Annotated in this window: 20 protein-coding genes; 11 read left to right on the top strand and 9 right to left on the bottom strand. The window is 53.2% G+C overall.

Going from position 1 to position 26,349, the window contains the following annotated elements; translation table 11 throughout:
- Positions 1-110: 110 nt before the first annotated feature.
- From KNP78_RS10780 to KNP78_RS10770, 3 genes are read right to left on the bottom strand one after another with little or no spacing between them, the layout of a single operon-like run.
- Positions 111-1,073, bottom strand: a complete 963-nt coding sequence (locus KNP78_RS10780; RefSeq protein WP_214708328.1) for a 2-hydroxyacid dehydrogenase — start codon at positions 1,071-1,073, stop codon at positions 111-113.
- 49 nt (positions 1,074-1,122) lie between these two features.
- Positions 1,123-2,265 carry a YcjF family protein gene (locus KNP78_RS10775; RefSeq protein ID WP_034780484.1) on the bottom strand — a complete coding sequence of 381 codons (1,143 nt, stop codon included), beginning with the start codon at positions 2,263-2,265 and terminating at the stop codon, positions 1,123-1,125.
- 12 nt (positions 2,266-2,277) lie between these two features.
- Entirely contained in the window at positions 2,278-3,396 is a 1,119-nt protein-coding gene (locus tag KNP78_RS10770) for a GTPase (protein WP_214824217.1), read from the bottom strand.
- Between the two features lie 81 nt (positions 3,397-3,477).
- Between KNP78_RS10770 and KNP78_RS10765 the strand changes: the two genes are divergently transcribed.
- Both KNP78_RS10765 and KNP78_RS10760 read left to right on the top strand, forming a co-directional pair.
- Positions 3,478-3,864, top strand: a complete 387-nt coding sequence (locus tag KNP78_RS10765; protein ID WP_034780480.1) for a VOC family protein — start codon at positions 3,478-3,480, stop codon at positions 3,862-3,864.
- A gap of 95 nt (positions 3,865-3,959) precedes the next feature.
- A complete protein-coding gene (locus KNP78_RS10760; RefSeq protein ID WP_214797372.1) occupies positions 3,960-4,760 on the top strand; it encodes a formate/nitrite transporter family protein in 801 nt (266 codons plus the stop codon).
- A 53-nt stretch (positions 4,761-4,813) separates the two neighbouring features.
- Here KNP78_RS10760 and KNP78_RS10755 read toward each other — a convergent pair whose 3' ends face one another.
- The gene (locus KNP78_RS10755) at positions 4,814-6,277 is read right to left on the bottom strand and encodes an alanine/glycine:cation symporter family protein (protein ID WP_214824214.1); all 1,464 of its coding nucleotides are present in this window, start codon (positions 6,275-6,277) and stop codon (positions 4,814-4,816) included.
- A 419-nt stretch (positions 6,278-6,696) separates the two neighbouring features.
- Between KNP78_RS10755 and KNP78_RS10750 the strand changes: the two genes are divergently transcribed.
- Positions 6,697-7,671, top strand: a complete 975-nt coding sequence (locus tag KNP78_RS10750; RefSeq protein WP_034780476.1) for a hypothetical protein — start codon at positions 6,697-6,699, stop codon at positions 7,669-7,671.
- Positions 7,672-7,720: 49 nt separating this feature from the next.
- On the opposite strand, the gene KNP78_RS10745 is transcribed toward KNP78_RS10750, so the two are convergent.
- The 5 genes from KNP78_RS10745 to KNP78_RS10725 all read right to left on the bottom strand — a co-directional run bounded on the left by KNP78_RS10745 (position 7,721) and on the right by KNP78_RS10725 (position 11,133).
- Complete coding sequence (locus tag KNP78_RS10745) at positions 7,721-7,888, bottom strand: hypothetical protein (protein ID WP_200881508.1); 168 nt, start codon at positions 7,886-7,888, stop codon at positions 7,721-7,723.
- Between the two features lies 1 nt (position 7,889).
- Positions 7,890-8,093 carry a YwbE family protein gene (locus KNP78_RS10740; RefSeq protein WP_021067949.1) on the bottom strand — a complete coding sequence of 68 codons (204 nt, stop codon included), beginning with the start codon at positions 8,091-8,093 and terminating at the stop codon, positions 7,890-7,892.
- A 64-nt stretch (positions 8,094-8,157) separates the two neighbouring features.
- Positions 8,158-8,490, bottom strand: a complete 333-nt coding sequence (locus KNP78_RS10735) for a hypothetical protein (RefSeq protein WP_214824212.1) — start codon at positions 8,488-8,490, stop codon at positions 8,158-8,160.
- Positions 8,491-8,539: 49 nt separating this feature from the next.
- Entirely contained in the window at positions 8,540-10,237 is a 1,698-nt protein-coding gene (locus KNP78_RS10730; RefSeq protein WP_371819214.1) for a glycoside hydrolase family 13 protein, read from the bottom strand.
- A gap of 140 nt (positions 10,238-10,377) precedes the next feature.
- Positions 10,378-11,133, bottom strand: a complete 756-nt coding sequence (locus tag KNP78_RS10725; RefSeq protein WP_034780472.1) for an alpha/beta hydrolase — start codon at positions 11,131-11,133, stop codon at positions 10,378-10,380.
- Positions 11,134-11,520: 387 nt separating this feature from the next.
- Here KNP78_RS10725 and KNP78_RS10720 point away from each other — a divergent pair, with 387 nt between their 5' ends.
- The 8 genes from KNP78_RS10720 (at position 11,521) to KNP78_RS10685 (ending at position 26,243) form a co-directional block, all read left to right on the top strand.
- Positions 11,521-15,027: a chitobiase/beta-hexosaminidase C-terminal domain-containing protein gene (locus KNP78_RS10720; RefSeq protein ID WP_214824209.1), complete on the top strand. Its 3,507-nt coding sequence runs from the start codon at positions 11,521-11,523 to the stop codon at positions 15,025-15,027.
- Positions 15,028-15,140: 113 nt separating this feature from the next.
- The gene (locus tag KNP78_RS10715; protein ID WP_214824207.1) at positions 15,141-16,346 is read left to right on the top strand and encodes an NAD(P)/FAD-dependent oxidoreductase; all 1,206 of its coding nucleotides are present in this window, start codon (positions 15,141-15,143) and stop codon (positions 16,344-16,346) included.
- A 50-nt stretch (positions 16,347-16,396) separates the two neighbouring features.
- Complete coding sequence (locus KNP78_RS10710; protein WP_214708308.1) at positions 16,397-17,059, top strand: hypothetical protein; 663 nt, start codon at positions 16,397-16,399, stop codon at positions 17,057-17,059.
- A gap of 111 nt (positions 17,060-17,170) precedes the next feature.
- On the top strand, positions 17,171-19,255 hold the full coding sequence (locus KNP78_RS10705) for an alginate lyase family protein (RefSeq protein WP_214824204.1): 2,085 nt from the start codon (positions 17,171-17,173) through the stop codon (positions 19,253-19,255).
- Between the two features lie 109 nt (positions 19,256-19,364).
- A complete protein-coding gene (locus KNP78_RS10700) occupies positions 19,365-21,374 on the top strand; it encodes a catalase (RefSeq protein ID WP_214754403.1) in 2,010 nt (669 codons plus the stop codon).
- A 120-nt stretch (positions 21,375-21,494) separates the two neighbouring features.
- Complete coding sequence (locus tag KNP78_RS10695) at positions 21,495-22,751, top strand: MFS transporter (RefSeq protein ID WP_214824201.1); 1,257 nt, start codon at positions 21,495-21,497, stop codon at positions 22,749-22,751.
- 139 nt (positions 22,752-22,890) lie between these two features.
- Positions 22,891-24,075, top strand: a complete 1,185-nt coding sequence (locus KNP78_RS10690; protein ID WP_214754407.1) for an MFS transporter — start codon at positions 22,891-22,893, stop codon at positions 24,073-24,075.
- A 110-nt stretch (positions 24,076-24,185) separates the two neighbouring features.
- Positions 24,186-26,243, top strand: coding sequence for a PAS domain S-box protein (locus KNP78_RS10685; RefSeq protein WP_214754524.1), 2,058 nt, complete (start codon positions 24,186-24,188; stop codon positions 26,241-26,243).
- Positions 26,244-26,349 lie beyond the last annotated feature (106 nt).

The raw sequence follows: 26,349 nt of genomic DNA, 5'->3' as shown, positions 1-26,349 counted from the left end.
GAATGCCGACTTCTCGCCATAAAAAAACACTCCCCAATCAGATAAACAGATTTGTTATTTCATCTGTCTACCTATTGGGGAGCATATCACAACCCGGTCAGGTCCTTGTTTTACGTTAATCGGTTTTTCGGCTCTTCTCCTTCGAGCACGTTCACGATGGCTTCCCGATTGAGCGCCATCATGGCAAGCCTTGTCTTGATGGAGGCGCTGCCGATATGCGGCAACGTCGTCACGTTCGGGAGCGTCAAGAGTGGATGGTCCATCGCCACCGGTTCTTTAGCGAACACATCAAGTCCCGCCGCCCAAATCCGCCGTTCCTTCAGTGCTTCATAGAGCGCCGTCTCATCGATAATCTCGCCACGAGCGACGTTGATGAAGACCGCTGTCTCTTTCATTTTCGCGAACTGCTCTGCGCCTAACATCCCACGTGTCTCTTCGGTGAGCGGCGCGAGGACGACGACGAAGTCGGACTGTTCGAGCAACTCGTCGAGTTCCGCATAGACGAAGCCATACATCGATTCCGATTCATGGCGACGCGTCCGATTATGGTACAACACATCCATGTCGAAGCCGCGGGCCCGACGTGCGACCGCTTCCCCGATTCGACCCATGCCGATGATCCCGAGTTTGGCCCGGTACAAGTCCATCCCGACGTAACCCATCGGCGTCCACGATTTCCATTCGCCGTCTCGTAAATCGCGTTCTGCTTCCCCGAGCCGACGTGCCGTCATCATCATCAATCCGAATGCGAGGTCGGCCGTCGTCTCTGTCAACACGTCCGGCGTGTTCGTCACGACGATGCCGCGTTCCTTGGCCGCTCCAATATCGATATTGTTATAGCCAACCGCCAAGTTCGAGATGACTTCGAGTTGCGAGGCCTGTTCAATCACTTCCCGGTCGATTGTATCACTGAGCATCGTCCAGAGCGCATGCGCTGACGCCGCTTCTTTCAACAAGACGTCGCGCGGGACGCTCTTCGCTTCTTCTTCCCACATGCGGACCTCGTACTTGTCTCGCAGTGGCGCCACTGCTTCTTCCGGTAACCGTCTCGTAATGTAAATGCGTTTCTTCATTCCGTCTCCCCCTTTGTCTTATCTCGACCAGTTTATCAAACGTGTCGAATCAAGGTTTCTTTTTCGTTACTGGATTTTGCTCCATGAACTGCTCGAATAGCGAGCCGAAGTCACTGTTGAGCAGTTGCTCGATTGTTTTCGATGAGTCCATCGCGTTCCGGTACGCAACTTCGTTGATGGCGAGCCCGATCGCCCAGGTGATGCCTGACGCAACAGTCGCATTGATGACACTCGCGGCGGCGTTTGCCCCTGGGAAGAACTTCATGACGTTCAATAAAATCGTCTTCGAGAGCGCCCGACCGATTTGAGGGATGATCGTGCTCCCAATCAGCGTCTTCAACATATCGTCATTCGCTTTCACACCCCAATAACGGAACAAGTGAACACTCATCGTCACTTGAATCGGCGTGAGCGCGATCGCATCGGCGAATGGGAGCGGGACCGCCGCCGCCGTCCCGGCACTGGCGACATAACCCGAGATGATCCGGTTCGCTTTCTTCCGTTTCAGCTTGAGCATCGCCTCGCTCTCTGCGTGAATCTCCATGAGCAGTCCTTCTTGGAGCGATTGGTCGAGTTGTTCGACAGACCAGGTGACGAGACGCTCCCAATCGAGATGGTTCCGAAGTTCTTGGTCATTCAACAGCTCTTCAGCGACACTGACTTGGAACACGGCCTGTTCCGGGACAACGTCCACTAACTCGTTTCGGAGCGCCGTCAGTTCATCTAGGTCGACTTGATCGATTTGCGTCAACAAGACCGCGACCGACGTCGCTTCGTTCAATTGTTTGATGAGCGCCCGATCAAGCGGCGTGACCCGTTTCATCGAGGCGTTGATGGCATACCAGACAAGATGAATTTGTTCGGCCGCCCCTTTCGTCTGGGCCCGTTCGACGAAACCGATGACTTCATCAGCATATGCTTGTTGCCGGGCACTCCCAATCTCATACCCTTCACTGTCATAAAGCACGATGGCGATGTCGTCACTCATGAACTGATGGATCCCGCGCGTCACCGGCTCGCCGGCGGCGACTTTCGTCAAGTCACGACCGAAGACGTGGTTGACGACGGAACTCTTGCCCGACCCGGTCGCTCCCGCGATCAAGATGTTCGGTTTTTTTACTTTTCCGCGCAACCGGTCAAGTTCTTCTTTTAAGTCATACGTATCCAAATTGAATGGGACTTTTTTCTCCATGTCTGTTCCTCCTCATTGATTGAGCGTTCGGCCAAGCCGTCGCATCTCTTCCTCGAAACCGCGGCGCACATCCAGCTCAATCGTCTGTTTAACCAACTCGTATTGCTGATCGATAGCTTTTTTGATACCTCGCTCCGCCGTCCTCCGTTTGAACGCCCAATAGATGAAATGGACGCCTGGGATCATCCCGAGCACCATTTTGCGGACCGTGCGATTGAATGAATAGTCAAACCCGAGCTCGACCCGGCGTGTTTTGAACACAAGGTCAGACGGGGCACCGACGAGCGGATAACGCTCCATCAGTTGAATGTAGTGACGAACGCCTTGAGCCATCGCCGCCTCCGTCATCTCTGCGGCCTCCTCGAGCGTTTGTTCCAAGTCTTTTTCGATTTGACGGGCTTTCCAACTGATCATCACTTGCGGGGTGATCATGCGGATTGTTTCAGCCGAACGATAGCTTCGGGCGCGCCACGCCTCTAACTCGGTCAATAAATGACGCGTCAAGTTGTGTGGCAGTTTTCGTTCGACGTCTTTCCAGAGGTTGGTCCGATTACGTTGCCATACCGCCTCATATCCGATATGCGGCACGACTTGTCCACCGAGCAACTTCTTTTCGACACTGTTGACGCGAATCATCGCATCCCGTGAAATTCCGAGCTCGCGCATGAGGACTTCTTCCATCGCCTCCGCCTTCTCGACGTTCATCGCACTGTCCGGGTTATAGTTCGTCAAGATGATCGTGACGTTGCTTCGCTTCGCATAGAGCGGTTTTAAAATGGCTTCTAACTCGTACGCCTCGACGCGTCCCGAGTTGATGGACAGTAAGTAATAAATCGTATGGAACCAATCGGCGATATCGAGTGCACCTTCCCGTTGATTGACGATGGACAATACCGCCTCATGCCATTCGTCGGATCGGTCCGCCTCAAGTCCCCATGTATCGAAGAAACGGAACAAGATGCCTCGCTCAAGGTCATAGTATTCATATTCATGCAGCCCTTCCGCCGTCACTGGGCTGCCGGCACGTGACTCGGCCACATCACGCCCGTAAATATAATTTAAAAAAGCGCTCTTGCCGACCCCGGTCTTCCCCGCAATTAATATGTTCGAGACAAGCCCCGTGTTGTCCATATGGTTCCCCCTGCATTCGTTATATAATAACCATTATACTAAACGGACAAATTTGAAACGTCCGACGGAAGGATGAGACCGATGTTACATCATGTCGAACTGTACGTTTCTGATTTGAACAAGAGCCTCATGGCGTGGGACTGGCTCCTCACTGAGCTCGGCTATACCGTCTACCAACAATGGGAAGAAGGAAGGAGTTATCGTTTCGGCGATACGTATCTCGTCTTCGTCCAAACCGAGGCCGATTATCTCGAGCCGCCGTACCATCGCAAGAAGACCGGGTTGAACCATCTCGCCTTCCACGCCGAGTCGATTGAGCAACTCGTAAGTTTCCGTGAAGAACTGACACAGCACGGATTCACCGAGCTCTACGCCGATCGGTTCCCGCACGCCGGAGGACCGTCCTACACCGCGCTTTACTTTGAAGATCCGGACCGGATGAAAGTCGAACTCGTGGCAACGATGTGAACAGTTGAAACGGCTTTCAAAAAAGTTTGTGAAAACAATTGCAAACTTTTTGTAGACCTCCTAGACTTAAGTTGTCTAAAGGAGGCCGTGTTCAAATGGAAAAACAAGCTGTCGAGTATATGGAAGAAGCCGCCTATAAAAAAGCGACGTTGTTGCGTCACGCGTTCGGTCACTACGCACTCCGCTCCATCGTCGCCGGTTTTCTGATTGGAATTGGGGTCGTCTTTGCCTTCTCCGTCGGAAACATGTTCATCGATGTGCCAGGAACGATGCTGTTCGCGGGGATGAGTTTCTCGGTTGCCCTCGTCTTCATTGTTTGGACGGGCGGAGAGCTGTTCACGAGCAATACGATGTATTTGTATACGGGCGCGAAACGCGGACGTGTCGACTGGCGCGATTTAACGGCCGTATGGGGCATCAGCTGGCTCGGTAACTTGGTCGGTGCGCTCATCCTCGTCGGGCTCGTCATCGGTGCCCATAGCATGGGCGACGTCAGTGCCGACCACCTGTTATCGGTCGTCGCCGCGAAAAAAATGGGCGGAGACGTACTCGCGATTTTCTTGAAAGGGATTTTGTGCAACATCCTCGTCTGTATCGCTATCTTTATGCCGTTGAAGACGAAAAATGACGTTGCGAAGATTACGCTCACGATGCTCCCGGTCGTCGTCTTTTTCGCCGCCGGTTTCGAGCACTCGATTGCCAATATGGGCATCTTCGGGCTCGCGCTCTATTACGCCCCATCTGAGGCGATCAACCTCGGGCTGGCGTTGAACAATCTCGTGTTTGCCACGCTTGGCAACATCGTCGGAGGCGCTTTGTTCGTCGCCGGGACGTACGTCCATTTGAACGCGAAACCTGCCGAGAAAAATATTGAATCGATCCGTCAAAACGCATAAAAAGACAGGGGCCCCGATGCGCAGGGCCCCTGTTATTGCTTGATTGAATGAAATTAAGCTTTAGATGAGTCGGCAGCAGCCGCTTGGACCGCTCCTTGTGCGACTTCTTCTTCTTCGACATCCCAGCATTCCGTGTTCTCGATGCCGAGTTTGCGGGCCGAGAAGCGCGGGTTGAGACCTTGGGCACGCTGTTCTTCGTAGTCACGAAGGACTTTGAAGGCAACGCCGCCGAGAAGCGTGACGGCTACCAAGTTGATTAACGTCATCCCGGCCATGAACAAGTCGGCAAGGCTCCAAACGAACCCGAGGCTTGCGACCGATCCAAGGAAGACGAAGCCCATCGTGAGAAGGCGGAAGCCGAAGACGGCACCTTTACTCTTCTTGATGAACTCGATGTTCGTCTCACCGTAGTAGTAACTACCGACGATCGAGCTGAAAGCGAACAAGAAGACACTGACAGCGATGAAGGCCGGAGCCCATGAACCGATTTGTTCAGACAATGCGTTTTGAAGGAGTGCGATCCCTTCGCCATTCCCTGCCGCATAGCTGTCAGAGAGAAGGACGATGGCTGCTGTTGCTGTACAGACGATCAATGTGTCTAAGAAGACACCGAGTGTTTGCATGAAACCTTGTTTGGCTGGGTGTGACACTTCTGCCGTCGCTGCGGCGTTTGGTGCCGAACCCATACCTGCTTCGTTCGAGAAGAGACCACGACGAACACCCATCATGATGGCTGCACCGACCGATCCACCGAACGCTTGCTCGATACCGAATGCGCTCTTGAAGATCATACCGAGCACAGCTGGTATTTCTGCGATGTTCACAACGACCACGTAAAGCGCGATCACCAAGTAAAGAACAGCCATGATTGGTACGACGATTGCTGAGAAGTTGGCGACACGTTGGACGCCCCCAAAGATAACGAGTCCAGTCAAGACGACGAGTGCAATTCCACCAACAGCGGCTTCAAGACCGAAGGCGTTATCGAACGCTGCCGCGATTGTGTTCGATTGGACTGAGTTGAAAATGAGACCGAATGTGAAGGCAATCAAAACCGCAAACACAATACCGAGGACACGGTTGTTCAAACCTTTTTCGATGTAGTAAGCAGGACCGCCGCGGTATGCGACATCGTCTTTTACTTTATACACTTGCGCGAGTGTACTCTCGATCATCGCGGTCGCTCCACCGACGAGAGCGACAACCCACATCCAGAAGACCGCCCCTGGTCCACCGAGCGTGATTGCAACTGTGACACCGGCCAAGTTCCCTGTACCGATCCGTGTTGCCGCTCCAATGAAGAACGACTTCGCCGAGCTGATGCTCTTACTGTCTGTGACATCTGATTTTTCGGTGACGACCCGGAACATCTCTTTTAAGTAACGGAACTGCATAAACCTTGTTTTGACCGTAAAGTAAATCCCGGCCCCGATCAATCCGACGATGAGCACGTACGACCATAAAATGTTGTTTAAAAAGTCGACGCTTCCTTGCAGCAAGTTTTGTACAGCTTCCATGAATAAGTTCCTCCCTGTTGTGTGAATCTAAAGTTGAAATGTTTTATGATGTCTTAGTTCTGAATTATACAAAGATTCTGACAATTAGCAATAATTTTTTTATAGGTCAGTTCACACAAACTTCATATGTTATATAACAAAAAGTGAGTGATAGCTTTGTTTAAAGCGCTTACAAAGTTAAACCTAAGAAATAATAAATCTTTATTTCCCTACTAATTTTTGATGTCTACATTCAACTTGTTTCAAACCATTCGCTTTATGAATAGGTTTTATTATGAAGGTTATGAAACTATTTTCGTTCCCTTTGAATTATTTCCCTGATTCTTGAGTGAACCAAAACTTACCGGGTAATAAATAACTATAGGTGCGCACCTTCTATAACACCACGTTCAGTCATCAGGAGGAAAGAAGGGAACGAGATGAAGAAGCATCAAAAATGGTGGTCACTCTTGTTCGTGCTCATGTTCGTACTGTCGCTCTTGCCAATGAAAGGAGTCGTTGCGGAAGAAAGTAGTCAACAATGGTGTGTGTCGACGACATCGGACACGACAATCTATGCGGGACAAAACATCCCGATTGGTACCGTTGATTTTGAGTTCGTGACCGATGGGCTGAAGATTGTCATCGATTTGAATGACGGAGTCGTCTTGCAAGATGTACCGGAGAATATCAAGATTGATTTCCGTCTATTGAGCGGCTCATTGGAACGAGGAAACCCAGGAGGATACGACTTTAAAGCGTACTCAAACGTCGATCCGACCCACTTGCTAATTCCGTATGCGGACCTCGCGGGCTATTTAGGCGTGTTAGAGTCGACACTCAAATCGGACGGATTCCAATTTAACGTCTTCCTTCACTTGGATACGGTCGTGAACGGCTCTAGCGAGACGGCTTATCCTGGTGATCCGGGATCAGGTACCCCTTGGGTCCGCTACGTCACGTTGACGGTGGAAGAATGTACGCCACCACCGCCACCAATGGACGACTATGACGTGTATACGATCGGCTTCTGGAAAAACACATTCAACTTCGACAAAGTGACGTTCTCCTATGGAACGCTCATTACGATCGACGGCCAAACCTATAGCGTGATTGACGACCGTGAAGCACTAGCCCTGCTCATGGATCCTGCGAAAAAAGGAATGACCGAAGAGAAACGATTGATTATGCAACTGACGGCGGCAAAAATTAACGTCTTGTTAAACGGTGCTGATGTGCTCGACCTCGAACTCGTCTACGCCATAGACAATAGTGAAGTCGGGTTGACCGTCGGTGAGTTGCTTGCCGGTGCGGACGCGGCGCTCGCAAGCAAGAACATCGAACAGATGAAGTATTATCAACAACTGCTCGACCACTTCAACAATGGCTATTTCATCGGTACGTCACATGACTGAACAAACGTGGACAAACAAAAAAGGCAGTCGCTCACTGAGCGGCTGCTTTTTAGATGCCCGTCCGTTTCTTCTGGTTGTTCGGCTTCTTCGTCAACTGGTTCGTCAACGGTTTCTGCTTCGTCCCACGAAGTCCTGTCGGCACTTTCGTATCGTTTTGTTTCTTCTCGGCGAGCTTTTGCTTCATCGCCTCTTGAAAACTTAATTTCTTTTCACTCATGTCATTCACCTCCAGCTTCGATCACTTTCACCCGACCGACCTGTCCATCGCTTAAGCGTACTTTAATGCCGTGCGGGTGACGCGGCGAGTTCGTCAAAATGTCTTTGACGACGCCTGACGTCAACTTCCCACTCCGCTGATCTTGTTTTAGGACAATCTGGACGTGGAGCCCTGGGCGAATGTCCGCGCGTTTCGTGCCATCCATACCCGACACCCCTTTCCGTATAGTCAACCTCTATCATATGCTCTTTTCCCGCGTTTGTCACAATCTATTCCACGATGCCAATTTGACTGACCGTTCTCGTCAAGTAACTTTGATCGGTCCTCAATCGACGCTTCGTTTGTCCCCACGCCGTCTCGACCTCGACCCGGCCGCGTTCAAATGAGATTGTCAAAATGTTTCGCCCGTCTTCATTTTGAAGCCTGGCTGCACCGTTCAACTCGTGATAGACGCGAGTCAAATCATTCGCGAACTGGACGTAATCACTTGTCCGAACCGTTTCTGGCTCCTGGTCGTGAACGAGCCGCAACGTGGTTCGTGACGCTTCCGCGATGACGAACCGGAATGTCGTCTCCTCGTTTCTAATCTCGAAGTGATGCATGATCCCACCTCCTAAAAAAGACACCTTCGACGTGAAGGTGCCTTCTCAATTATAAACGATACAACCTTGCTTCGAACGGCCGCATCATAAACGTTTCTGTCTCAATCGTCTCAGGGTCCATCTCATTCGTCAAGACGAGCGTCGCTTTATCGAGACCAGGAAGCGTCGCCTCGGCAGGGTTTGCCGTCAAGTTGACGACGACATAAAATGTCTGTTCTTCAAACTTCCGTTCATAGGCGAACACTTGCAGATGGTCCGGCAGCAAATCACGGTAACTGCCGTACGTGAACGTCTCTTCGGCCCGACGAAGACGAATCATCGCCTTGTAGAACGATAGAATCGAGTGGGCATCCTTCGATTGGGCGTCGACGTTAAGCGTCTCATATTCTTCGTGGATTGGCATCCACGGCTTCGTCGTCGAAAAGCCCGCGTTCGGTGACGCGTCCCATTGAATCGGGGTGCGGACGTTGTCGCGCGACGTGCCCCATACGTGCTGCATCGAATCGATTTCGCTCATCCCGTTGGCAATCCGTTCGAAATATTCATTTTTTGTCGCCACATCGTCATAGTCATGAATCGAAGGGAGCGGTACGTTTTTCATGCCGATTTCCTGACCTTGATAGATGAACGGCGTCCCGTGCATGAAGAAGTACATCATGCCAAGGGCGGTCGCGCTTTCGCGCCAGTAATGGTTCTCATCCCCGACGAGCGAGACGGCGCGCACCATGTCGTGGTTCTCGATATAGAGAGCGTTCCATCCCGTCTCGAGCAGGCCTTGTTGCCACTTGTCAAAGATTCGTTTCAATTCGACGACATCGAGCGGTGCCAGGCGTGACTTGCGCATGATGTCGACGTGGTCAAAGTGGAATGCCATGTTCATCGCCCCGTTGTCCGGCCCCATCCATAAGTCGGCCGCTTGCGGTTCAATCCCGTTCGTTTCGCCGACCGTCATGATGTCGTAATTGGCGAATGTCGCTTGTTTCATCTCTTGAAGATAATCGTGGATGCCGTCGATATTCGAATACATCGAGAACGCCGTGACGAACGATTTGCCGTCTGGAGATGGCAACATCGTCTCGGTCGGCATCTTCTTGATGTGGCTGATCGCGTCGACACGGAATCCATCGATGCCTTTGTCGAGCCACCAATTGATCATGTCATAGACGGCGCCGCGCACTTCTTCATTTTCCCAGTTCAAGTCTGGCTGTTTTTTCGAGAAGACGTGCAAATAGTATTGTTCGGTCGTTTCATCATATTCCCAAGCCGAACCACCAAAGATACTCGCCCAGTTGTTCGGGGGTCCCCCATCCGTCCCGTCGCGCCAGATGTACCAGTCGCGTTTCGGGTCGTCCTTCGAGCGCTTCGACTCGACGAACCACGGGTGCTCATCGGACGTGTGGTTGACGACGAGGTCCAAGAGCAACTTCATGCCGCGTGCATGGACGGCCTTGAGCAAGGCGTCAAAGTCTTCCATCGTCCCAAACTCTTCCATGATGTCTTCATAATCTGAGATATCATAGCCGTTGTCATCGTTCGGGGACTTGTACATCGGACATAGCCAAATCACATCGATACCAAGGTCTTCTAAATAATCGAGCTTCTCGATGATGCCACGGAGATCACCAATCCCATCCCCATTTGAATCCTTGAAACTGCGTGGGTAAATTTGATACGCAATCGCTTCTTTCCACCACGTGCGGGTGACCGTTTTCTGTTTCTCTTGTTGTCTACTGACCATCGACTCCATACGCCGCCTGCCTCCTATATGTCATGATTTCTAGTTATATACTTGAACAGCAATACCTGTTTTAGGCTCAATCTAATCCTACAATAGCACTTGTGCAAGCGTTTGCAAATAATCAGACATAAAAAAATGCAGTCCGAGGACTACATTTTAGAGACGGTCGCAACTTGTTCACAAAACGAACCGATGACGTCGGCCAACCGCTCGCGATCATAATCCATCGTGGCCACATGGTACGAGCGTTCGAGCACTTCCCGTTGTTTCGGTGCTTGTACTTGTTCGTAGAGCCATACCGAATCTTCTGGAGGGACGACGTTGTCGATGGCGGAATGGATGACGCACGTTGGGACGGCCACCTCAGCCACCATCGGGCGCACCTCCTCGATGAGCGCGAGCAGTTCACGGATGGCTGACGTCGGGACTTTGTCATAGACGATCTCATACACGCCCGGTGCACAGATGTCCGGTTCGTCTTCATCGATGAAGCGACAGACGTCATCTGTGGCGTGACAGGCATAGCCCGGGACCGACAACGCCGCATTGATGGTGACGATCGCATCGGCATGACCGGACAAGGCCGCCTTCATCGCCAACGTTCCGCCCATCGACTGCCCGACGACGATGACGTGTCGACATCGCTCGCGTAAGAGACGGATCCCGGCCTCCATCGACTCGTACCAACAGCGACGCGTCGAGTGCCGAAATTCTTCCGGGTCCGTCCCATGTCCTTTGAGCCGAGGCGCATAGACGGTGAATCCTTTCTCCATCAAAGCAATCCCGACATCACGCACACTTTGAGGCGTTCCGTTAAAGCCGTGACACAATAAGATTCCTATTTCATTTCCTTCATAAAAAAACGCGCCCGCTCCCGGGATGACCGGATAAGTAATTGTCGTCATTCGTTTCCTCCCTATTTAATCCACAGTTAACCGATATACTTAATTGTATTAATGAATTGTAAGAGTTGGACGACGTCCCGTCAACCCGATTGACCTCTGCCTTGTTTTCTTCTGGTCTGTAATCAAACTGTAATATGAACTTCGCAATAAGTGGATTGAGTTCTGACGTCTGCTTGGTTATGTTTAACATGTAGTTGAAAAGTTGGTAAATGATAGTGGAATCCGTCAATCGATGGAGGGAATACGAACGCATCTTCCTTACATCAAGTCGAGTAATGTAAGCGCTATCATTTTGTTTTGGCCTAAAGGGGGCATCCGCTCAAGCAAGTGACCACACGAACTGGGACATCGTATCGGCCATCTACATAATCAAAGGGAGACTAACACATGGGGAAACCACAAGCACGTTCATTCAAACAAATGACCGGCCTCGCTTTATCGGCTGGACTCATCGTCAGCAGCATGACGCCGATTGCGGCAAACGTACACGCAGAGACGTTGAACGCTACAGATTTATTCATTTCGGAATATGTTGAAGGCTCTAGCAACAATAAAGCGATCGAACTGTTCAATGGAACGAATGCGGCCATCGACCTCTCGGCCTATAAACTTGAACTGTATTCAAACGGCGGGACGGCTCCAGGCACGACCTTCAACTTGACAGGTACGCTCGAGCCAGGTGGCACGTATGTCATCGTCAACGCCAACGCGAGCGATGCCTTGAAAGCGAAGTCGAACACGACAAGCGGTGTGACGAACTTTAACGGCGATGACACGCTCGTCTTGAAAAAAGGCGACACGGTGCTCGACGTCTTCGGTCAAGTCGGATTCGATCCGGGTACGAAATGGGGAACTAGCGTCGCCACGGCTGACCAGTCGTTAGTTCGAAAAGATACGGTCACGACAGGGGATGCGAACGGCGCCGATGCGTTCGACCCGGCCACTGAATGGAACACACAACCAATCGATACGTTCACGAACCTCGGAGCCCACACGTTCCAAGGCGTCGACTACGGCGATGGCGGTACAGTAGAACCACCGGCGCCGGTCACTCCGATCTCGATCAGTGACGCCCGTACGAAAGCCGAAGGTGAAACGGTCACGATTAAAGGCGTCGTCACGGCGAAACTGGCCAACACGATTTCGATTCAAGATGCGACAGGCGGCCTCTCGGTCCGTCCGACGTCACTCGCCGTCAACGTCGGGGATGAAGTCGTCGTCACGGGTGCGATCGGTTCGTATCGTGAACTGCTTCAATTGAACAGCGCCGTCGTCGTTTCAAAACAAGCGGCGAGCGTCCCGGCTGCGCAAGTTCTCACTGGCGAACAGATCAATGAGGACGTCGAGTCTGAACTCGTCACCGTCAATAACGTCACGCTCTCGGGCAGTGGTCAAAACTTGACGGCCACGGACGGAACGAAAGAATTCGTCGTGCGCGATGAGCGCGGCATTCTCGATTTACAGACGGACGTCAACTACTCGTCAATCACAGGAATCGTGCAACAGTTCGATAACACGTATCAAATCATCCCGCGTGACGCATCTGACACGGTCATCGATGCGTCGGTACTCCGTCCGGCAACTGCGGAGCCAGGTGCGGGCACGTTCGTCGGTCCACAAAACGTGACACTCTCGACGACGACAGCGGGCGCTGACATCTATTACACGCTCGACGGGTCGGACCCGAAAGTGAACGGTACGCTTTATACATCACCAGTCCGCATTGAAGAAACGAAGACGCTCAAAGTGGCCGTCAAATCAGGTGATTCGTTCAGCGCCGTGACGACGTTCGACTATAAAATCACGGACAAGATCCGCATCCACGACATTCAAGGCGCGAGCCACACGTCGCCGATGAACGGACAGACGGTCGAAGGTGTCGAAGGAATCGTCACGTACTCGTTCGTCTCGAACGGAACGACGTATTACTACATTCAAACACCTGACATGGAAGCGGACCAAGACGCACGCACGTCAGAAGGAATCATCTTGTATGGTGGCCGTTCGATCGCCGGCATCCAAGTCGGAGACCTCGTCAGCGTGAAAGGTCTCGTCAGCGAGTACGCCATCGAAGGATATAGCGACCGTCAACAGACGGACATGAAGATGACGCAAATCGATACACGTAACGGTGGTGTTGACGTCATCAAGAGCGGTGTCGCCCTCCCGACGCCAGTGAAAATCGACGAGTCGAACTTGCCGACCGAGTTCATCGACAGCGACGCCCTCGCCGTCTTCAACCCGGACAAAGACGCCATCGACTTCTGGGAGAGCCTTGAAGGGATGCGCGTCGAGACGGGCAACCTTAAATCTGTCTCCCCACAACAATACGGCGACCTCGTGACCGTGCTCGAAGGAACACCGACGGAGACGTTCAACGGTGGTGTGCTTCTTAAAAAAGATGACGCCAACCCGGAACGGATCCAATTCCGTCTCGAACCAAACGCGGAAGCGCGTGAATTCGATGTCGCGACCGGTGACCGATTCAACGGCCCGATCGTCGGAATCGTCGGATACTCGTTCGGAAACTACAAGATTCAAGCCTCACTCGACGAAATGAAAGCCGCCTTCGTCAAAGGCGATGCCAAGCGCGAGACGACGTTCATCGAAGCCGAAGAGGACAAATTGACGATCGCCTCTTACAACCTCGAGAACTTCTCGAACAACGTGAAGGAAACATCGGATGAGAAGGCACTTAAACTCGCGAAAGCGTTCGTCGAGGAATTGAACAGCCCGGACATCATCGGCGTGACCGAGGTTCAAGACAACAACGGTGAGGGCACAGGCGATTCTGCGGCCGACCAAAGCTATCAACGCTTGATTGACAATATCGTCTCGATCGGCGGCAAATCGTACAAGTACGTCAACATCGACCCAGAAAACAACAAAGATGGCGGTGCACCGAACGCCAACATCCGTGTCGGCTTCTTGTATGACCCGGAACGTGTCTCGCTCACAGAAGGCATCCCTGCCGGTGACGCGACGACAGCTGTCGGTTATGAGAACGGCAAGTTGACGCACAACCCGGGCCGCATCGACCCGCTCAACCCGGCGTTCAACAGCTCACGTAAACCGCTCGCGGCGCAATTCGACTTCCAAGGCGAGAACGTCGTCGTCATCGCCAACCACTGGAACTCGAAAGGTGGCGACACTGGCTTCTTCGGCTCGAAACAGCCGGTCGTTCTTGGCAGCGAAGTCCAACGGAAACAAATCGCACAAATCGTCCATGATTTCGTGGCCGATGTGAAGACGGACAACCCGGACGCAAACGTCGTCGCCCTCGGTGACTTTAACGACTTCGAGTTCTCAGACGCGATGCAAATCTTCAAAGGCGACTTGATGACGAACATGGTCGAAAAAGTACCTGCCGTCGACCGTTACTCGTACGTCTACCAAGGGAACTCGCAAGTGCTCGACCATATCCTCGTGTCGAACCACTTAGCGGCGACGACCGAGATCGATATGATCCACGTCAACGCGGACTTCACGGAAATGTCTGGTCGCGCAAGTGACCACGATCCGGTGCTCGCTCAAATCGACCTCACTCCGGAGCCGGAAGTGGAATTGACACGTTACACGGTCGAAAATAACCGTGCTGCTCGCCTCGTCCTTCAAGACGACTTCATCGGCGTGACGATCGGCAAGGGCACGAACTTCAAGAACGGTATCTTCGTACGTGGCGCTTACACGGAGTTGACAGGTGACCCGCTTAAAAACATCGTCGTTCAAGTGAAACCGAAAGAAGCCGGTGCCATCATCGACTTCGACGGCGCAACTGTCAAAGAAGTCATCGTCGACGGCACGAACTTGGCCGAGATTCGTGGAGCCGAAAATGTGAAACGAATCAGCTACACGAAAGGCGCATCCGCTAGCACGGTCGTCATCAAGAAGTAACGAACACACATCCGATTTAAAAAACCGCAGACACGTCGTCTGCGGTTTTTGGCGTTTTCAATCGTGAAATTCGGGGATTAAGAAGGAGATGCTGATTATCGGAGGATGACGTCATGGAAATGCACAACGGGAACTTATATTGGCCGATCACGGAATCGGAACAGATTGTCTTACAGAAACCAATCAAAAAAGAACGCTACGACGTACTCGTCATCGGCGCCGGCATGTCCGGAACGCTGACGGCCTATACGCTTCACAAGGATGGTGTCGATTTCGCCGTTATCGACCAAGGGAAAGTCGGTGCCGGGAGCACGGCCGCGAATACCGGGCTCATTCAATACTCGAACGACATCATGTTGCATGAACTCGACGAGCAAATCGGCGAAGAGGATGCCGTCCGCTTCTATAAATTGTGTGCCGAGGCGGTCGATGCGCTCGACGAGGTCGCCGAGACGGTCGATGCCAAAGACGTCTACATCCGGCGCGACAGCCTTTGCTTTGCCAGCAGTGAGGCAGATGTCTCCAAATTGAAACGGGAGTATGAGATGCTGACAAAACATGGGCTTCAAGCCGAATGGCTCGACCGGGAGGCGTTACGCGCACGCTATCCGTTCGACAAACCGGCCGCCTTGATCACGAACGGGGACGCCGAGGTCAATCCGCTCACACTCAGCCGCCAAGTCGTCCGTTACTTGTCGACACAGGACGTCCCCATCTTTGAAGAGACGGACGTTACGGAAGTCGTCGCCGACGGAGACGACTGGCTCGTGCTGACTCCAGCAGGAACGTTCAAGGCGGGCCACGTCATCTTCGCGACCGGCTATCGCCCGGCCCCGCTCCTCGACACGCACCGGATCGAACTCAACCGTTCTTATGCGATTGCGACGAATCCCGTCCCTGATTTTAAAGAATGGGATGGCCAGGCGCTCATTTGGGAAACGAAACGGCCGTACCTTTATTTACGGACGACCGTCGACGGCCGCATCATCGCCGGCGGGCTCGATGAAGAGAAACCAGAGACGCCGCATAGCGAGGCGCTCATTCAAAAACGGGCCGAGCGGTTGCGCCAAGAAGTCGAGGCTTTGTTCCCGATGTATGATTTGACAGTTGAATACGCCTGGGTAGCCTTGTTCGGTGAGTCAATCGACCAGCTGCCCTTTATCGGGGAACACCCGGACCGCCCCAATCTCTTTTATTTACTCGGATATGGGGGCAATGGAACGGTGTACAGCATGTTAGGTTCTAAAATTTTGAGTGAGCTCGTTCGTGGGATCGACAGTCCCGATGCTCGGATCGTACGGCTCGACCGCACACGTTAATCCCCTGACATCAGGGGATTTTTTTATACATAAGAATTGGAGTGATTTAAATGACAACGAAACGTAAACCGAAATGGGTGTATCGTCTAAGGCGCAGTCTTCTCTTCATCCCCGCCATGATCTTGACCGCCTACGTCTGGCCGCATGAGTCTATCGAGGAGGAACGCGATGGCGCGATCACCCGAACAGAAGCGACACATGAGGAGGGACGCTATACGATCGAGGCGAGGCAGGCCGTGAAGGAAGACGAGGCCGTCCGCTATGCATATGACGTTATCGTCCACGGCCAACCCGACGTCGAGACACTCCAATCGATCAGCCAGGATGTGATCGACGAGGTGGCCGTACAAGACACGTTCCAAGCCGCCCTCATCCGTTTTTATGACCACGAAGCCTATATCGGTACAGAATCCCCGCTCGGCGAGGCCGTATTTGCGCCTGGTGGAGATTGGAGCCTTGCTGATACGGTAAAAGCCGGTTCTTATGAAGACATGACGTTCGGGTGGCAGTTGAAAGAAAAAGAATGGGGCACGCAACTTTCGGACAAGGAAGCACGTGTCTGGCAAGCATGGAATCGTGTCTATGAAGCGGAACAGTCGGACGATCCTGACTTGAAAGCGAAGGTGACCCGCACCATTTCCACGAAATACGACTTGAATCCGGAAACTGTCCAACAAATTGTATTAAAGCAGAATGTGTGGGCCGCTTTATAACCTGAATCCTCCAAAAAAATACATCGAATTTTCCTTTCTTTGGCTAAATATATAATTGTATACTAATTGTATAGACGCAACCGATTGAACGGCCAAAGAAAGGAAGACGTTATGAAACGATTGATGATTTTGTGGGTGCTGTTGTTCGTGATGGGTTCTACTATGACGCCACAGTCCGCCGTGGCCGCGACGACACCCCCTTATGAGGTGAGCGTCCCTTCCGGCACAACGCTTTATCAATTTGTCGGCAAGACGCTCAAGCCGAAAGCGACGTTGCGAACAGCAAAGCGGTTCAAGGCGCTCAGCACGTCCGGTTATTACTATAAAGTCCAGGACGGAAGAACCATCTATTACGTGAAAAAGAAAGCCGTCAAACTAGTGGCGACAAACCTGTCCTTGACGACGTTTTCTGGTTCGACGTATGCACGTCTGACCCACGAATATATGCGCTCGCTCACCCGCGGCCAGACGCCGTACTACTATGATGAGTTGACAGCCAAGACCGCCGTCATCCGGGCTGACGCAGCGATGAAAGGGAACTGGTATATCCCCTCCCCGCCCTATCAGCTGCGCGTCCCGAACATCGATACATACCGCTTCGACGTCAGCGTCCCGGAGGTCGACTCGAAGTCGTTCAAGTTCCAAATCCATTACTTCACGACGTTGAACCAGTTGACGCAAGCGTATGCCGCGACCGGAAACACTGAGTATCTCCGTTACGGAAAGCGGATCGTGACGAGTTGGACCAAGCAATATCCGGCTGGGAACTACAAACGCTATCCGTGGCCGTATCACGACCACGGCACGGCGATCCGGACGTTCCATCTGCTCAACTTCTGGAACGAGTTCCGCTCGTCCGCCATCAACACCGACCCAGCGTTCTCGCAACTGTTCGCCAAGACGCTCTATGAGCACGCGACGCTCCTCGCGACATCGAGCTTTTATAAGCCGAACAATAACCATGGCATGTTCCAAGACATGGCGTTGACCGCTGTCGCGGAGACGCACCGAAGTTTCTATCGTTCGTCGTCATGGCGTTCGCTGGCGACGAACCGGCTCACACAGCAGTTGAACCATAGCTTGAGCACGGACGGGGTCCACCTTGAGCACTCGCCGTTCTATCAGATTTATTTATATGACACGCTCGCCCGTTTCAACGACTGGGCCGCCGCTAACCGGTTCGCCTTGTCGAGCCGGATGGGAGACGTCAAAGACATGCCTGGGGCGCTGACGTATATGTTGAAGCCGAACGGGACACTCCCGATGTTCGGCGACACCCCGTCCATCGTTCACCGTCCGGACGCGATTCCCTATGTCGAGCGTTATCCACACTTGTATTATGCGATGACACAAGGGAGATCTGGGGCGCAACCGTCGACACGGGTCGGCAAGTTGTCGAACCAGTACGCCTTCTTCCGTCAGCATTGGGGCGGGGCTTCTGGTCCGTTCCACGACGCGGTCCAAGTGATGATGACGGCCGGCTATCACAGCAACATCCATAAACATGCCGACGATTTATCGATCGACCTTTATGGTTACGGACGCGACTTTATCGTCGAGAGCGGTCGTTACGCCTATACGAATCGACCCGAACGAAAGGTCGTCATGCAGGCAGCGGCCCATAATACCGTTCATGTTGCCGGACAGAACTTCAAATTGACGCCGAGCAACTTGCGACGCAGTCAAATCACTTCGGTCGGCGCTTCATCGACACAGTGGACGGCAGCCGGGACGAGCGGACTGCTCGGCCAGGGGATGACGCATACCCGCCGCCTCGCCTACGACCGCGACGGAACGGTGCTCGTGTACGATGACATCACGAGTCCGACCACGACCTCGTTCGTCCAGCGGTTCCATCTTGGGACCGGTTTGAACCGGGTCTCGAGCGGAAGCCGTCATGCCATGTTTAAAGACAACCAGAACCGCTCCATCCACTTGTTGCAACTCGAGGTCGGCACGACCCCGAAAGTCGCCGTCGGTGCGAGTTATGTGTCATACCGAGATTATGACTGGCAACGCCGCAATCAAGTCGTGACGACAAAGCGCGGCAAGCAAGTCGAGTATTTGACGCTGATCCATATCGGCGAAAAGACGACGAAAATCACATCCGCCACTGTCCAGACGACGGCGCGCCACTATGTCGTGCGCTACAAACTGTCGGACGGCAAGACGAAAACCTTATCCATGTTACGCTAACCTCCATTTGGAAAATGGGGGTTTTTTCTCGGTCGGTTAGGGAAAACTCGTTAAGTAGGCCAAAACGTGGCTTACAGCGCGTGTGCATACTTAAAGGGGAGGCAATAACATGGGGAACAAGAAAGAAGAGCAATTAAAACAACATATGATCGATAACGAGCAGCAAGCCGGGCTCACGACGAACCAAGGTCTAAAGATGGCGGAGGATGAGTTTTCGCTCAAAGCCGGGCGACGCGGACCGACGCTCATCGAGGACTTCCATTTCCGTGAGAAGATGACGCACTTCGACCACGAACGGATTCCTGAACGCATCGTGCATGCGCGCGGCGTCGGGGCCCACGGGGAGTTCCAAGTGTACGAGTCGCTCGCTGACTATACGAAAGCCGACTTCTTGAACGACCCGTCGAAAGTGACGCCTGTGTTCGTCCGCTTCTCGACGGTGCAAGGCTCGCGCGGTTCTGGGGACACCGTCCGCGACGTCCGAGGCTTCGCGACGAAGTTCTACACGGATGAAGGGAACTATGACCTTGTCGGGAACAACATGCCCGTCTTCTTCATCCAAGACGCCATCAAATTCCCGGACCTCGTCCATGCCGTGAAACCGGAACCGCACACGGAAGTGCCGCAAGGCGGAAGTGCCCACGACACGTTCTGGGACTTCGTCGGTCAAAACCATGAGGCGGCTCACCACGTGATGTGGGCGATGAGCGACCGCGGCATCCCGCGCAGCCTACGCATGATGGAAGGGTTCGGCGTGCACACGTTCCGACTCGTCAACAAGGAAGGCAAGGCACATTTCGTCAAATTCCATTGGAAACCAAAACTTGGCGTCCATTCGCAAGTGTGGGACGAAGCACAGAAAGCGCTCGGGAAGAACGCCGACTTCCACCGTGTCGACTTGTATGAAGCAATCGATAAAGGCGATTACCCGGAATGGGAACTCGGGCTTCAAATCATCGCGGAAGAAGATGAGTTCAAGTTCGACTTCGATATTCTCGATCCGACGAAACTTTGGCCGGAAGAAGACGTGCCCGTCAAACTTGTCGGCAAGATGATGCTCAACCGCAACGTCGATAACTTCTTCGCCGAGACCGAGCAAGTCGCGTTCCACCCTGGCCATCTCGTGCCTGGAATCGACTTCTCAAACGATCCGCTCCTGCAAGGACGCCTGTTCTCGTACACCGATACCCAGTTATCACGTCTTGGAGGACCGAACTTCCATCAACTCCCGATCAACAAACCGGTCTGCCCGTTCCATAACAACCAGCGCGACGGGATGCATCAGATGGCCGTTCATAAAGGACAGACAAGCTACCACAAAAATGCGCTCAACAACAATCAACCCGAGCCTGTTCCAGCCGAGCAAGGTGGGTTCGAGCACTATCAAGAGAAAATCGACGGGCACAAGATTCGTGGTCGAAGCGACAGCTTCCTCGACTTCTATTCGCAAGCGAAGCTCTTCTATAACAGCATGACCGACGTCGAAAAGCAGCACATTCAAGACGCTTACAGCTTCGAGCTCGGCAAATGTGAGTCGGACATGGTCAAAGAGAACGCCGTCGATTTGTTGAATCGCATCGACCGTCACCTCGCTTCTGTCGTCGCTGACAACTTAGGCGTCGAGCTTCCGGACGAGAACAATGAAGTCGTCTCGGACAAGACCTCACCGGCGCTCAGCATGGCCAATACAATCGCGAAACCGGACACGAAGAGCGTCGCCGTCCTCCTTGCCGGAGACGTCGATGCCGCGCAAGTGAAGGCGTGGGTCCAGGTGTTCGCTGACAACAAGGTCAATTACAGCCTCGTCGGGAAGAAGTCGTATACGCTCGGCGACCTTAAAGTGAAAGAGACGTATGATACGGTCGATTCGAGCCTGTTCGATGCCGCTTTCCTCGTCAGCACCGCGACCTCGGTCGAGGACGACGTGCTCGAATTCATCGAGAACACGTATAAGCACTTCAAGCCACTCGCGCTACATTTACACCACGATGAAGTGCTCGACCGCTGCCGGGTGAAGACAGATCAACCAGGCGTCTACACGTTCAAACAACATAGTCTTGATGGTTTCGATACGTTTATCGACGGCATCGCGCAAGGACGGTTCTGGGACCGCGCCTAATGTGAACAGTTCAAGGATTCGACCCAAATCGACGGGTCGAATCCTTTTTACGTGCTTCCCTTCCCCTCCTCTCTAACGATATACTAGGTGGGGTATATAGCGTAAAGGAGGAAAGACTGGATGCGAAAAGAGTTTGCTACCTATGTGGAAAACCTTGAACTGCAACGACAGTTATACAAACGAACGTTAGTCACTGTCGTGCTCTCACAAATATTTGGAGGGGCCGGCCTCGCCGCCGGGATCACGGTCGGCGCCTTGCTGGCCCGTGATTTACTCGGGACCGACGCATACGCGGGCGTTCCGACGGCACTGTTCACGCTCGGTTCCGCCGCCGCCGCCTTTTTGATCGGGTTGATGTCACAGCGGGTCGGACGCCGCTTCGGACTCGCGACCGGGTTCTTGACCGGTGCGCTCGGAGCGGTCGGGGTCATCATTGCCGCGACGCTCGAGAGCGTACCGCTCTTGTTCATCTCACTCCTTATCTACGGGGCGGGGACAGCGACAAACCTCCAAGCCCGTTACGCCGGGACAGATTTGGCGAATGCGACGGAGCGAGCGACTGCGGTCAGTATCGCGATGGTCTCGACGACGTTCGGGGCTGTCGCCGGGCCGAACTTGGTCGAGCCGATGGGACGTGTCGCCGACGGACTCGGCTTGCCGACACTATCAGGACCATTTTTGCTTGCGGGGGTAGCCTATCTCTTCGCCGGCCTCATTTTGCTCGTATTCTTGAACCCTGACCCGCTTCTCGTCTCCCGTGCCATCGAGGCGAAACGGCAAGAAACCATCGACACATCGGTCCATCCGCTTGAATCGACGCATGACCGCCGTGGTGTCTATGTCGGTGCGTTCGTCATGATCCTCAGCCAAATCGTGATGGTCGCCATCATGACGATGACGCCCGTTCATATGCGCCACCACGGGCACGAGCTCGGTGCGGTCGGGCTCGTCATCGGGTTCCATATCGGGGCGATGTACTTGCCGTCCCTCGTGACAGGCGTGTTCGTCGACCGGATCGGCCGTGAAATCATGGCGATCGCCTCGGGGGTGACCTTGTTCTTCGCCGGGGTCGTCGCCGCTTTTGCCCCAGCCGACTCTCTCTTCTTGTTGATTGTCGGGCTCGTCCTGCTCGGTGTCGGGTGGAACTTTGGTCTCATCAGCGGGACCGCCATCCTCGTCGATGCGACGTCGACGGAGACGCGCGCGAAGACACAAGGCTCAGTTGATGTTTGGATTGCCTTAGCCGGCGCATCAGGAGGGATGCTCTCGGGCGTCATCGCCGCCCAGTCGAGTTATCTGACCTTGTCACTGCTCGGCGGCGTCATCTCCCTCGTGCTCGTCCCGCTTGTCCTCTGGTATCGCCGTCATCTAGCCTGACGACCGACCGATGCGTGAACGCGCATCGGTTTTTCTAGTGACAAGCGTCTGTTCGGACAAACCTCCATCCTTTTGTTATACTCCTTTAGTTATGTTTGTTAACTATTTAGAATCAAATGGATAAGGAGGCGGGCCGACGATGCAACTGACCGCACAAAAACTATGGACGAAAGATTTTCTCATCATCTCCCTCGTCAACTTCTTCTTGACGCTCATCTTCTTCTTACTAATGGTAACCATCGGCGTTCATGCCGTTTCCACATATGGGGCTTCGACGAGCGAGGCCGGGCTTGTCACCGGCATTTTTATTATCGGGACGCTCGTCGGGAGACTCTTCATCGGACGCTTGATCGATTCGATCGGACGGCGTAAGACGCTTCTCATCGGTCTCACCTTCTTCACAGCGACGATTTTGCTCTATTTTATCGACCTCGGCGTTGGCTTCTTACTGTTCACCCGCTTCGTTCACGGTCTCGGAATGGGACTGTCGAGTACGGCGACCGGAACGATCGTCGCCCAGGTCATCCCCGGCTCTCGAAAAGGCGAAGGCATCGGCTATTACAGCATGAGCTCGACGCTCGCCACCGCCATCGGCCCGTTCGTCGGCTTGATGATGAGTCAGTACACGAGCTTCTCGGTCATCTTCCTAACTTGTCTCGTCGTTGGACTCATCAGTCTAGGAAGTGCCTTGTTCGTGAACGTCCCTGAGGCCGACAATCCGGAAGTTGTTCGGGGCTTGTCACTGAGTGCCTTCGTCGAACCAAAGGCGTTGCCAATTGCACTCATCATTGGCGTCGCGGCCCTCAGTTACTCGAGCGTGTTGTCTTATATCAATTTCTATGCGAGTGAACTCGATCTCGTGGAAGCGGCGAGTATTTTCTTCCTTGTCTATTCTATTGCGGTCCTGATCTCGCGGCCGATCACCGGGCGCCTGATGGACGCGCGAGGGGCCAACATCGTCATGTACCCGGCCATCGCCTTCTTTGCGATCGGCATGCTTGTCTTGAGCCAAGCCAACAACGCAGTCATGCTGTTACTCGCCGGGGCGCTAATCGGATTAGGATTCGGGAATATCCAATCCGGTACACAAGCAATCGCCGTCAAAGCGGCGTCCCCTCACCGGATGGGCATGGCCACGTCGACCTTCTTCATCGCCTTGGACGCGGGTCTAGGATTCGGGCCTTATTTTATTGGCTTGCTCATTCCGTTGACCGGTTTTTCAACGCTCTATCTGTTGCTTGCCGGCGTCGTCTTCTTTACGTTGTTCCTCTATTACTTGATGAACGGTCGCCACGAGCGATCCGAAATGAAACAAGCTGCCTGACAGGACTTTTTACAGTCCTGTCTTTTTTAGAATGTTCACACATTTCATCGTCACTTACGGTAATATGAAAATGACGCGCCGAAAAGTTTTTGATTGAAATGAGGGACATGATGCACGCCGACCAGACAATCCAACACTATTCCTCCGTCCTCCTCCGAACGTTCGACAAAATCTCTGATTTTGTCTTCTTCATGGAAGTGGACGGTTCAACTTATCGCTATATATTTGTAAACGAGCCGGGGAAGCAGGCGATCGGCTGGACAGATGCCGATATCGGGAAACGTGTCGAGGACATGGTCCCGCCCGAGACAGCCGCTCTCGTCACACGACATTACGAGGAGGCTGTTCGGGAGCGAAAGAGTATCGTCTTCGAAGACTACCGCCTGGCCGAACCTTCTTACTCGGTCCAACCCGTCTCACATGAGATTCAACTACCGGTTCATTACTACGAATCCGAGGTGACCCCGGTCTTCGACGAGGCAGGCGTCTGCACACACGTCATCTCGGTCGTCCGGGAAGTGACGGAGCGGAAGCGTCGTGAACTCGAACTGTCGATTCTGAAAGACCAGCACGAGTCGCTCCGGCGCTACTCGCCGCATGGCATCTTCGTCCTCGATGACGCGTTTCGCGTCCAATCGATCAACCCCGCTGCCACGCAAATCACGGGTTACGGAGAAGATGATTTGTTAGGCGAGTCATTTTTAGCATGGTTGCCAGAGTCAGAACGAATGCTCGTCGACGACGGTCTCCGCTTTGCCTTGTCCGGCACCCCGCACAAATACGGGATCACGGCGCTTCAAAAGACCGGGGATTTCCTCGACTTGGCCATCTTGAATATTCCGATTGAAGTCGGAGGCCGAATCACGGGTCTGTTCGCCATCATTATTGACCATACTCCGGAGAAAAATGCCGAGCGTGCGACCCAAGAGAGCGAGCGTCGCTATCGCCAACTGATCGAGACGATTCCGGAAGGGATTATCGTTCATAAAGACGGCGTCATTCTATACGCCAACGCCCTAGCGCTAGAAACGATCGGGGCGACGAATATCGAGCGCGAATCAATCTTTAAATTTGTCGCCTCGGAATTTCATGAGACGACAAAGGCGCGCCTCCAAGCCTTACGGCAAGGTGATCCCGTTCAAGACACGGAAATCGTGCTCCTCACGCCGGGAGGACGAAGACTACATATGGACATCGGCAGCCTGCTCATCGATTACGAAGGCACGACTGCCGTCATGACTTTGTTGCGCGACGTCACCGAGAAGCGTGAGATGGAGCGCGCCCTGCACCAAAGTGAGACGCAATATCGCCTCATTACGGAGAACATGAGCGACCTCGTCTGTATCCTCGAGCGTGACGGTCAAGTGCGCTATGCTTCGCCGTCCCACAAGACCGTGCTTGGATATGCGCCCGAGCTTTACGAGGGTAAAAATACGCTCGACTTCATCCATCCGAATGACGTCGAGTCCGCGAGACGACAACTCGACACGATGACAGCGTCGAGCGAACCGCTCACCCTCGAATTTCGTCACCTGCACCAGGATGGACGTTGGATTTGGCTCGAGACGAAGATTCAAGCGATTTACGACGACGTCGGCCAGCTGCTCCATTATTTGACGGTCACGCGGGAAATCATGAAACGCAAAGTGTTGGAGAAACAGCTCAAGCACCTGGCTTACCATGACACGTTGACCGACTTGCCGAATCGGCGCTACTTCCTCGCCTACTTGGAAGAGACATTGGTGCGATTGGATGAAGGAGACGAGTCTCTCGCCGTCCTCTCGCTCGATATCGACTGTTTCAAACAGATTAACGACACACTCGGACATGACATCGGCGACGAACTGCTACGCCAATTCTCTGCTCGCCTGACCGATGTCCTGCGAAACCAAGACGTGATCGCTCGCTTTGGCGGCGACGAATTTTCGGTGCTCATCCGTTACACGGAATCCGATGCGCCGAGACGGGTGGCCGAAAAGCTTGTCACCGCGCTCCAACTTCCGTGGTTAATCGAAGGACATACGTTCGTTACGACCTCGAGCGTCGGGGTCGCCCCGTACCGACCAGGAATGTCGACGAAACAATTGCTCAAACACGCGGATTTGGCACTATATGAAGCCAAGGCCAATGGACGAAATCAATATGTCGTTTTTAAAGACCGCTCCTGAGCGGTCTTTTTTCACGTGAAACATAGATAACAGCACCTAAACACGAACATTAAAGAGGATTTACCAGCAATCATCAAGAATTTTTATCTTTTATCGCTATATCCCT

This window comes from Exiguobacterium sp. s28 (assembly GCF_018618135.1).
Lineage (GTDB): Bacteria > Bacillota > Bacilli > Exiguobacteriales > Exiguobacteriaceae > Exiguobacterium > Exiguobacterium mexicanum_A.
Note: the sequence above shows the minus strand (reverse complement) of the source record. Positions and strands in the feature narration are given on the sequence as shown.

Coding starts and splice junctions, on each gene's coding strand:
- KNP78_RS10780 (WP_214708328.1), bottom strand. CDS start 1,073: ATGAAGAAACGCATTTACATTACGAGACGGTTACCGGAAGAAGCAGTG.
- KNP78_RS10775 (WP_034780484.1), bottom strand. CDS start 2,265: ATGGAGAAAAAAGTCCCATTCAATTTGGATACGTATGACTTAAAAGAA.
- KNP78_RS10770 (WP_214824217.1), bottom strand. CDS start 3,396: ATGGACAACACGGGGCTTGTCTCGAACATATTAATTGCGGGGAAGACC.
- KNP78_RS10765 (WP_034780480.1), top strand. CDS start 3,478: ATGTTACATCATGTCGAACTGTACGTTTCTGATTTGAACAAGAGCCTC.
- KNP78_RS10760 (WP_214797372.1), top strand. CDS start 3,960: ATGGAAAAACAAGCTGTCGAGTATATGGAAGAAGCCGCCTATAAAAAA.
- KNP78_RS10755 (WP_214824214.1), bottom strand. CDS start 6,277: ATGGAAGCTGTACAAAACTTGCTGCAAGGAAGCGTCGACTTTTTAAAC.
- KNP78_RS10750 (WP_034780476.1), top strand. CDS start 6,697: ATGAAGAAGCATCAAAAATGGTGGTCACTCTTGTTCGTGCTCATGTTC.
- KNP78_RS10745 (WP_200881508.1), bottom strand. CDS start 7,888: ATGAGTGAAAAGAAATTAAGTTTTCAAGAGGCGATGAAGCAAAAGCTC.
- KNP78_RS10740 (WP_021067949.1), bottom strand. CDS start 8,093: ATGGATGGCACGAAACGCGCGGACATTCGCCCAGGGCTCCACGTCCAG.
- KNP78_RS10735 (WP_214824212.1), bottom strand. CDS start 8,490: ATGCATCACTTCGAGATTAGAAACGAGGAGACGACATTCCGGTTCGTC.
- KNP78_RS10730 (WP_371819214.1), bottom strand. CDS start 10,237: ATGGAGTCGATGGTCAGTAGACAACAAGAGAAACAGAAAACGGTCACC.
- KNP78_RS10725 (WP_034780472.1), bottom strand. CDS start 11,133: ATGACGACAATTACTTATCCGGTCATCCCGGGAGCGGGCGCGTTTTTT.
- KNP78_RS10720 (WP_214824209.1), top strand. CDS start 11,521: ATGGGGAAACCACAAGCACGTTCATTCAAACAAATGACCGGCCTCGCT.
- KNP78_RS10715 (WP_214824207.1), top strand. CDS start 15,141: ATGGAAATGCACAACGGGAACTTATATTGGCCGATCACGGAATCGGAA.
- KNP78_RS10710 (WP_214708308.1), top strand. CDS start 16,397: ATGACAACGAAACGTAAACCGAAATGGGTGTATCGTCTAAGGCGCAGT.
- KNP78_RS10705 (WP_214824204.1), top strand. CDS start 17,171: ATGAAACGATTGATGATTTTGTGGGTGCTGTTGTTCGTGATGGGTTCT.
- KNP78_RS10700 (WP_214754403.1), top strand. CDS start 19,365: ATGGGGAACAAGAAAGAAGAGCAATTAAAACAACATATGATCGATAAC.
- KNP78_RS10695 (WP_214824201.1), top strand. CDS start 21,495: ATGCGAAAAGAGTTTGCTACCTATGTGGAAAACCTTGAACTGCAACGA.
- KNP78_RS10690 (WP_214754407.1), top strand. CDS start 22,891: ATGCAACTGACCGCACAAAAACTATGGACGAAAGATTTTCTCATCATC.
- KNP78_RS10685 (WP_214754524.1), top strand. CDS start 24,186: ATGCACGCCGACCAGACAATCCAACACTATTCCTCCGTCCTCCTCCGA.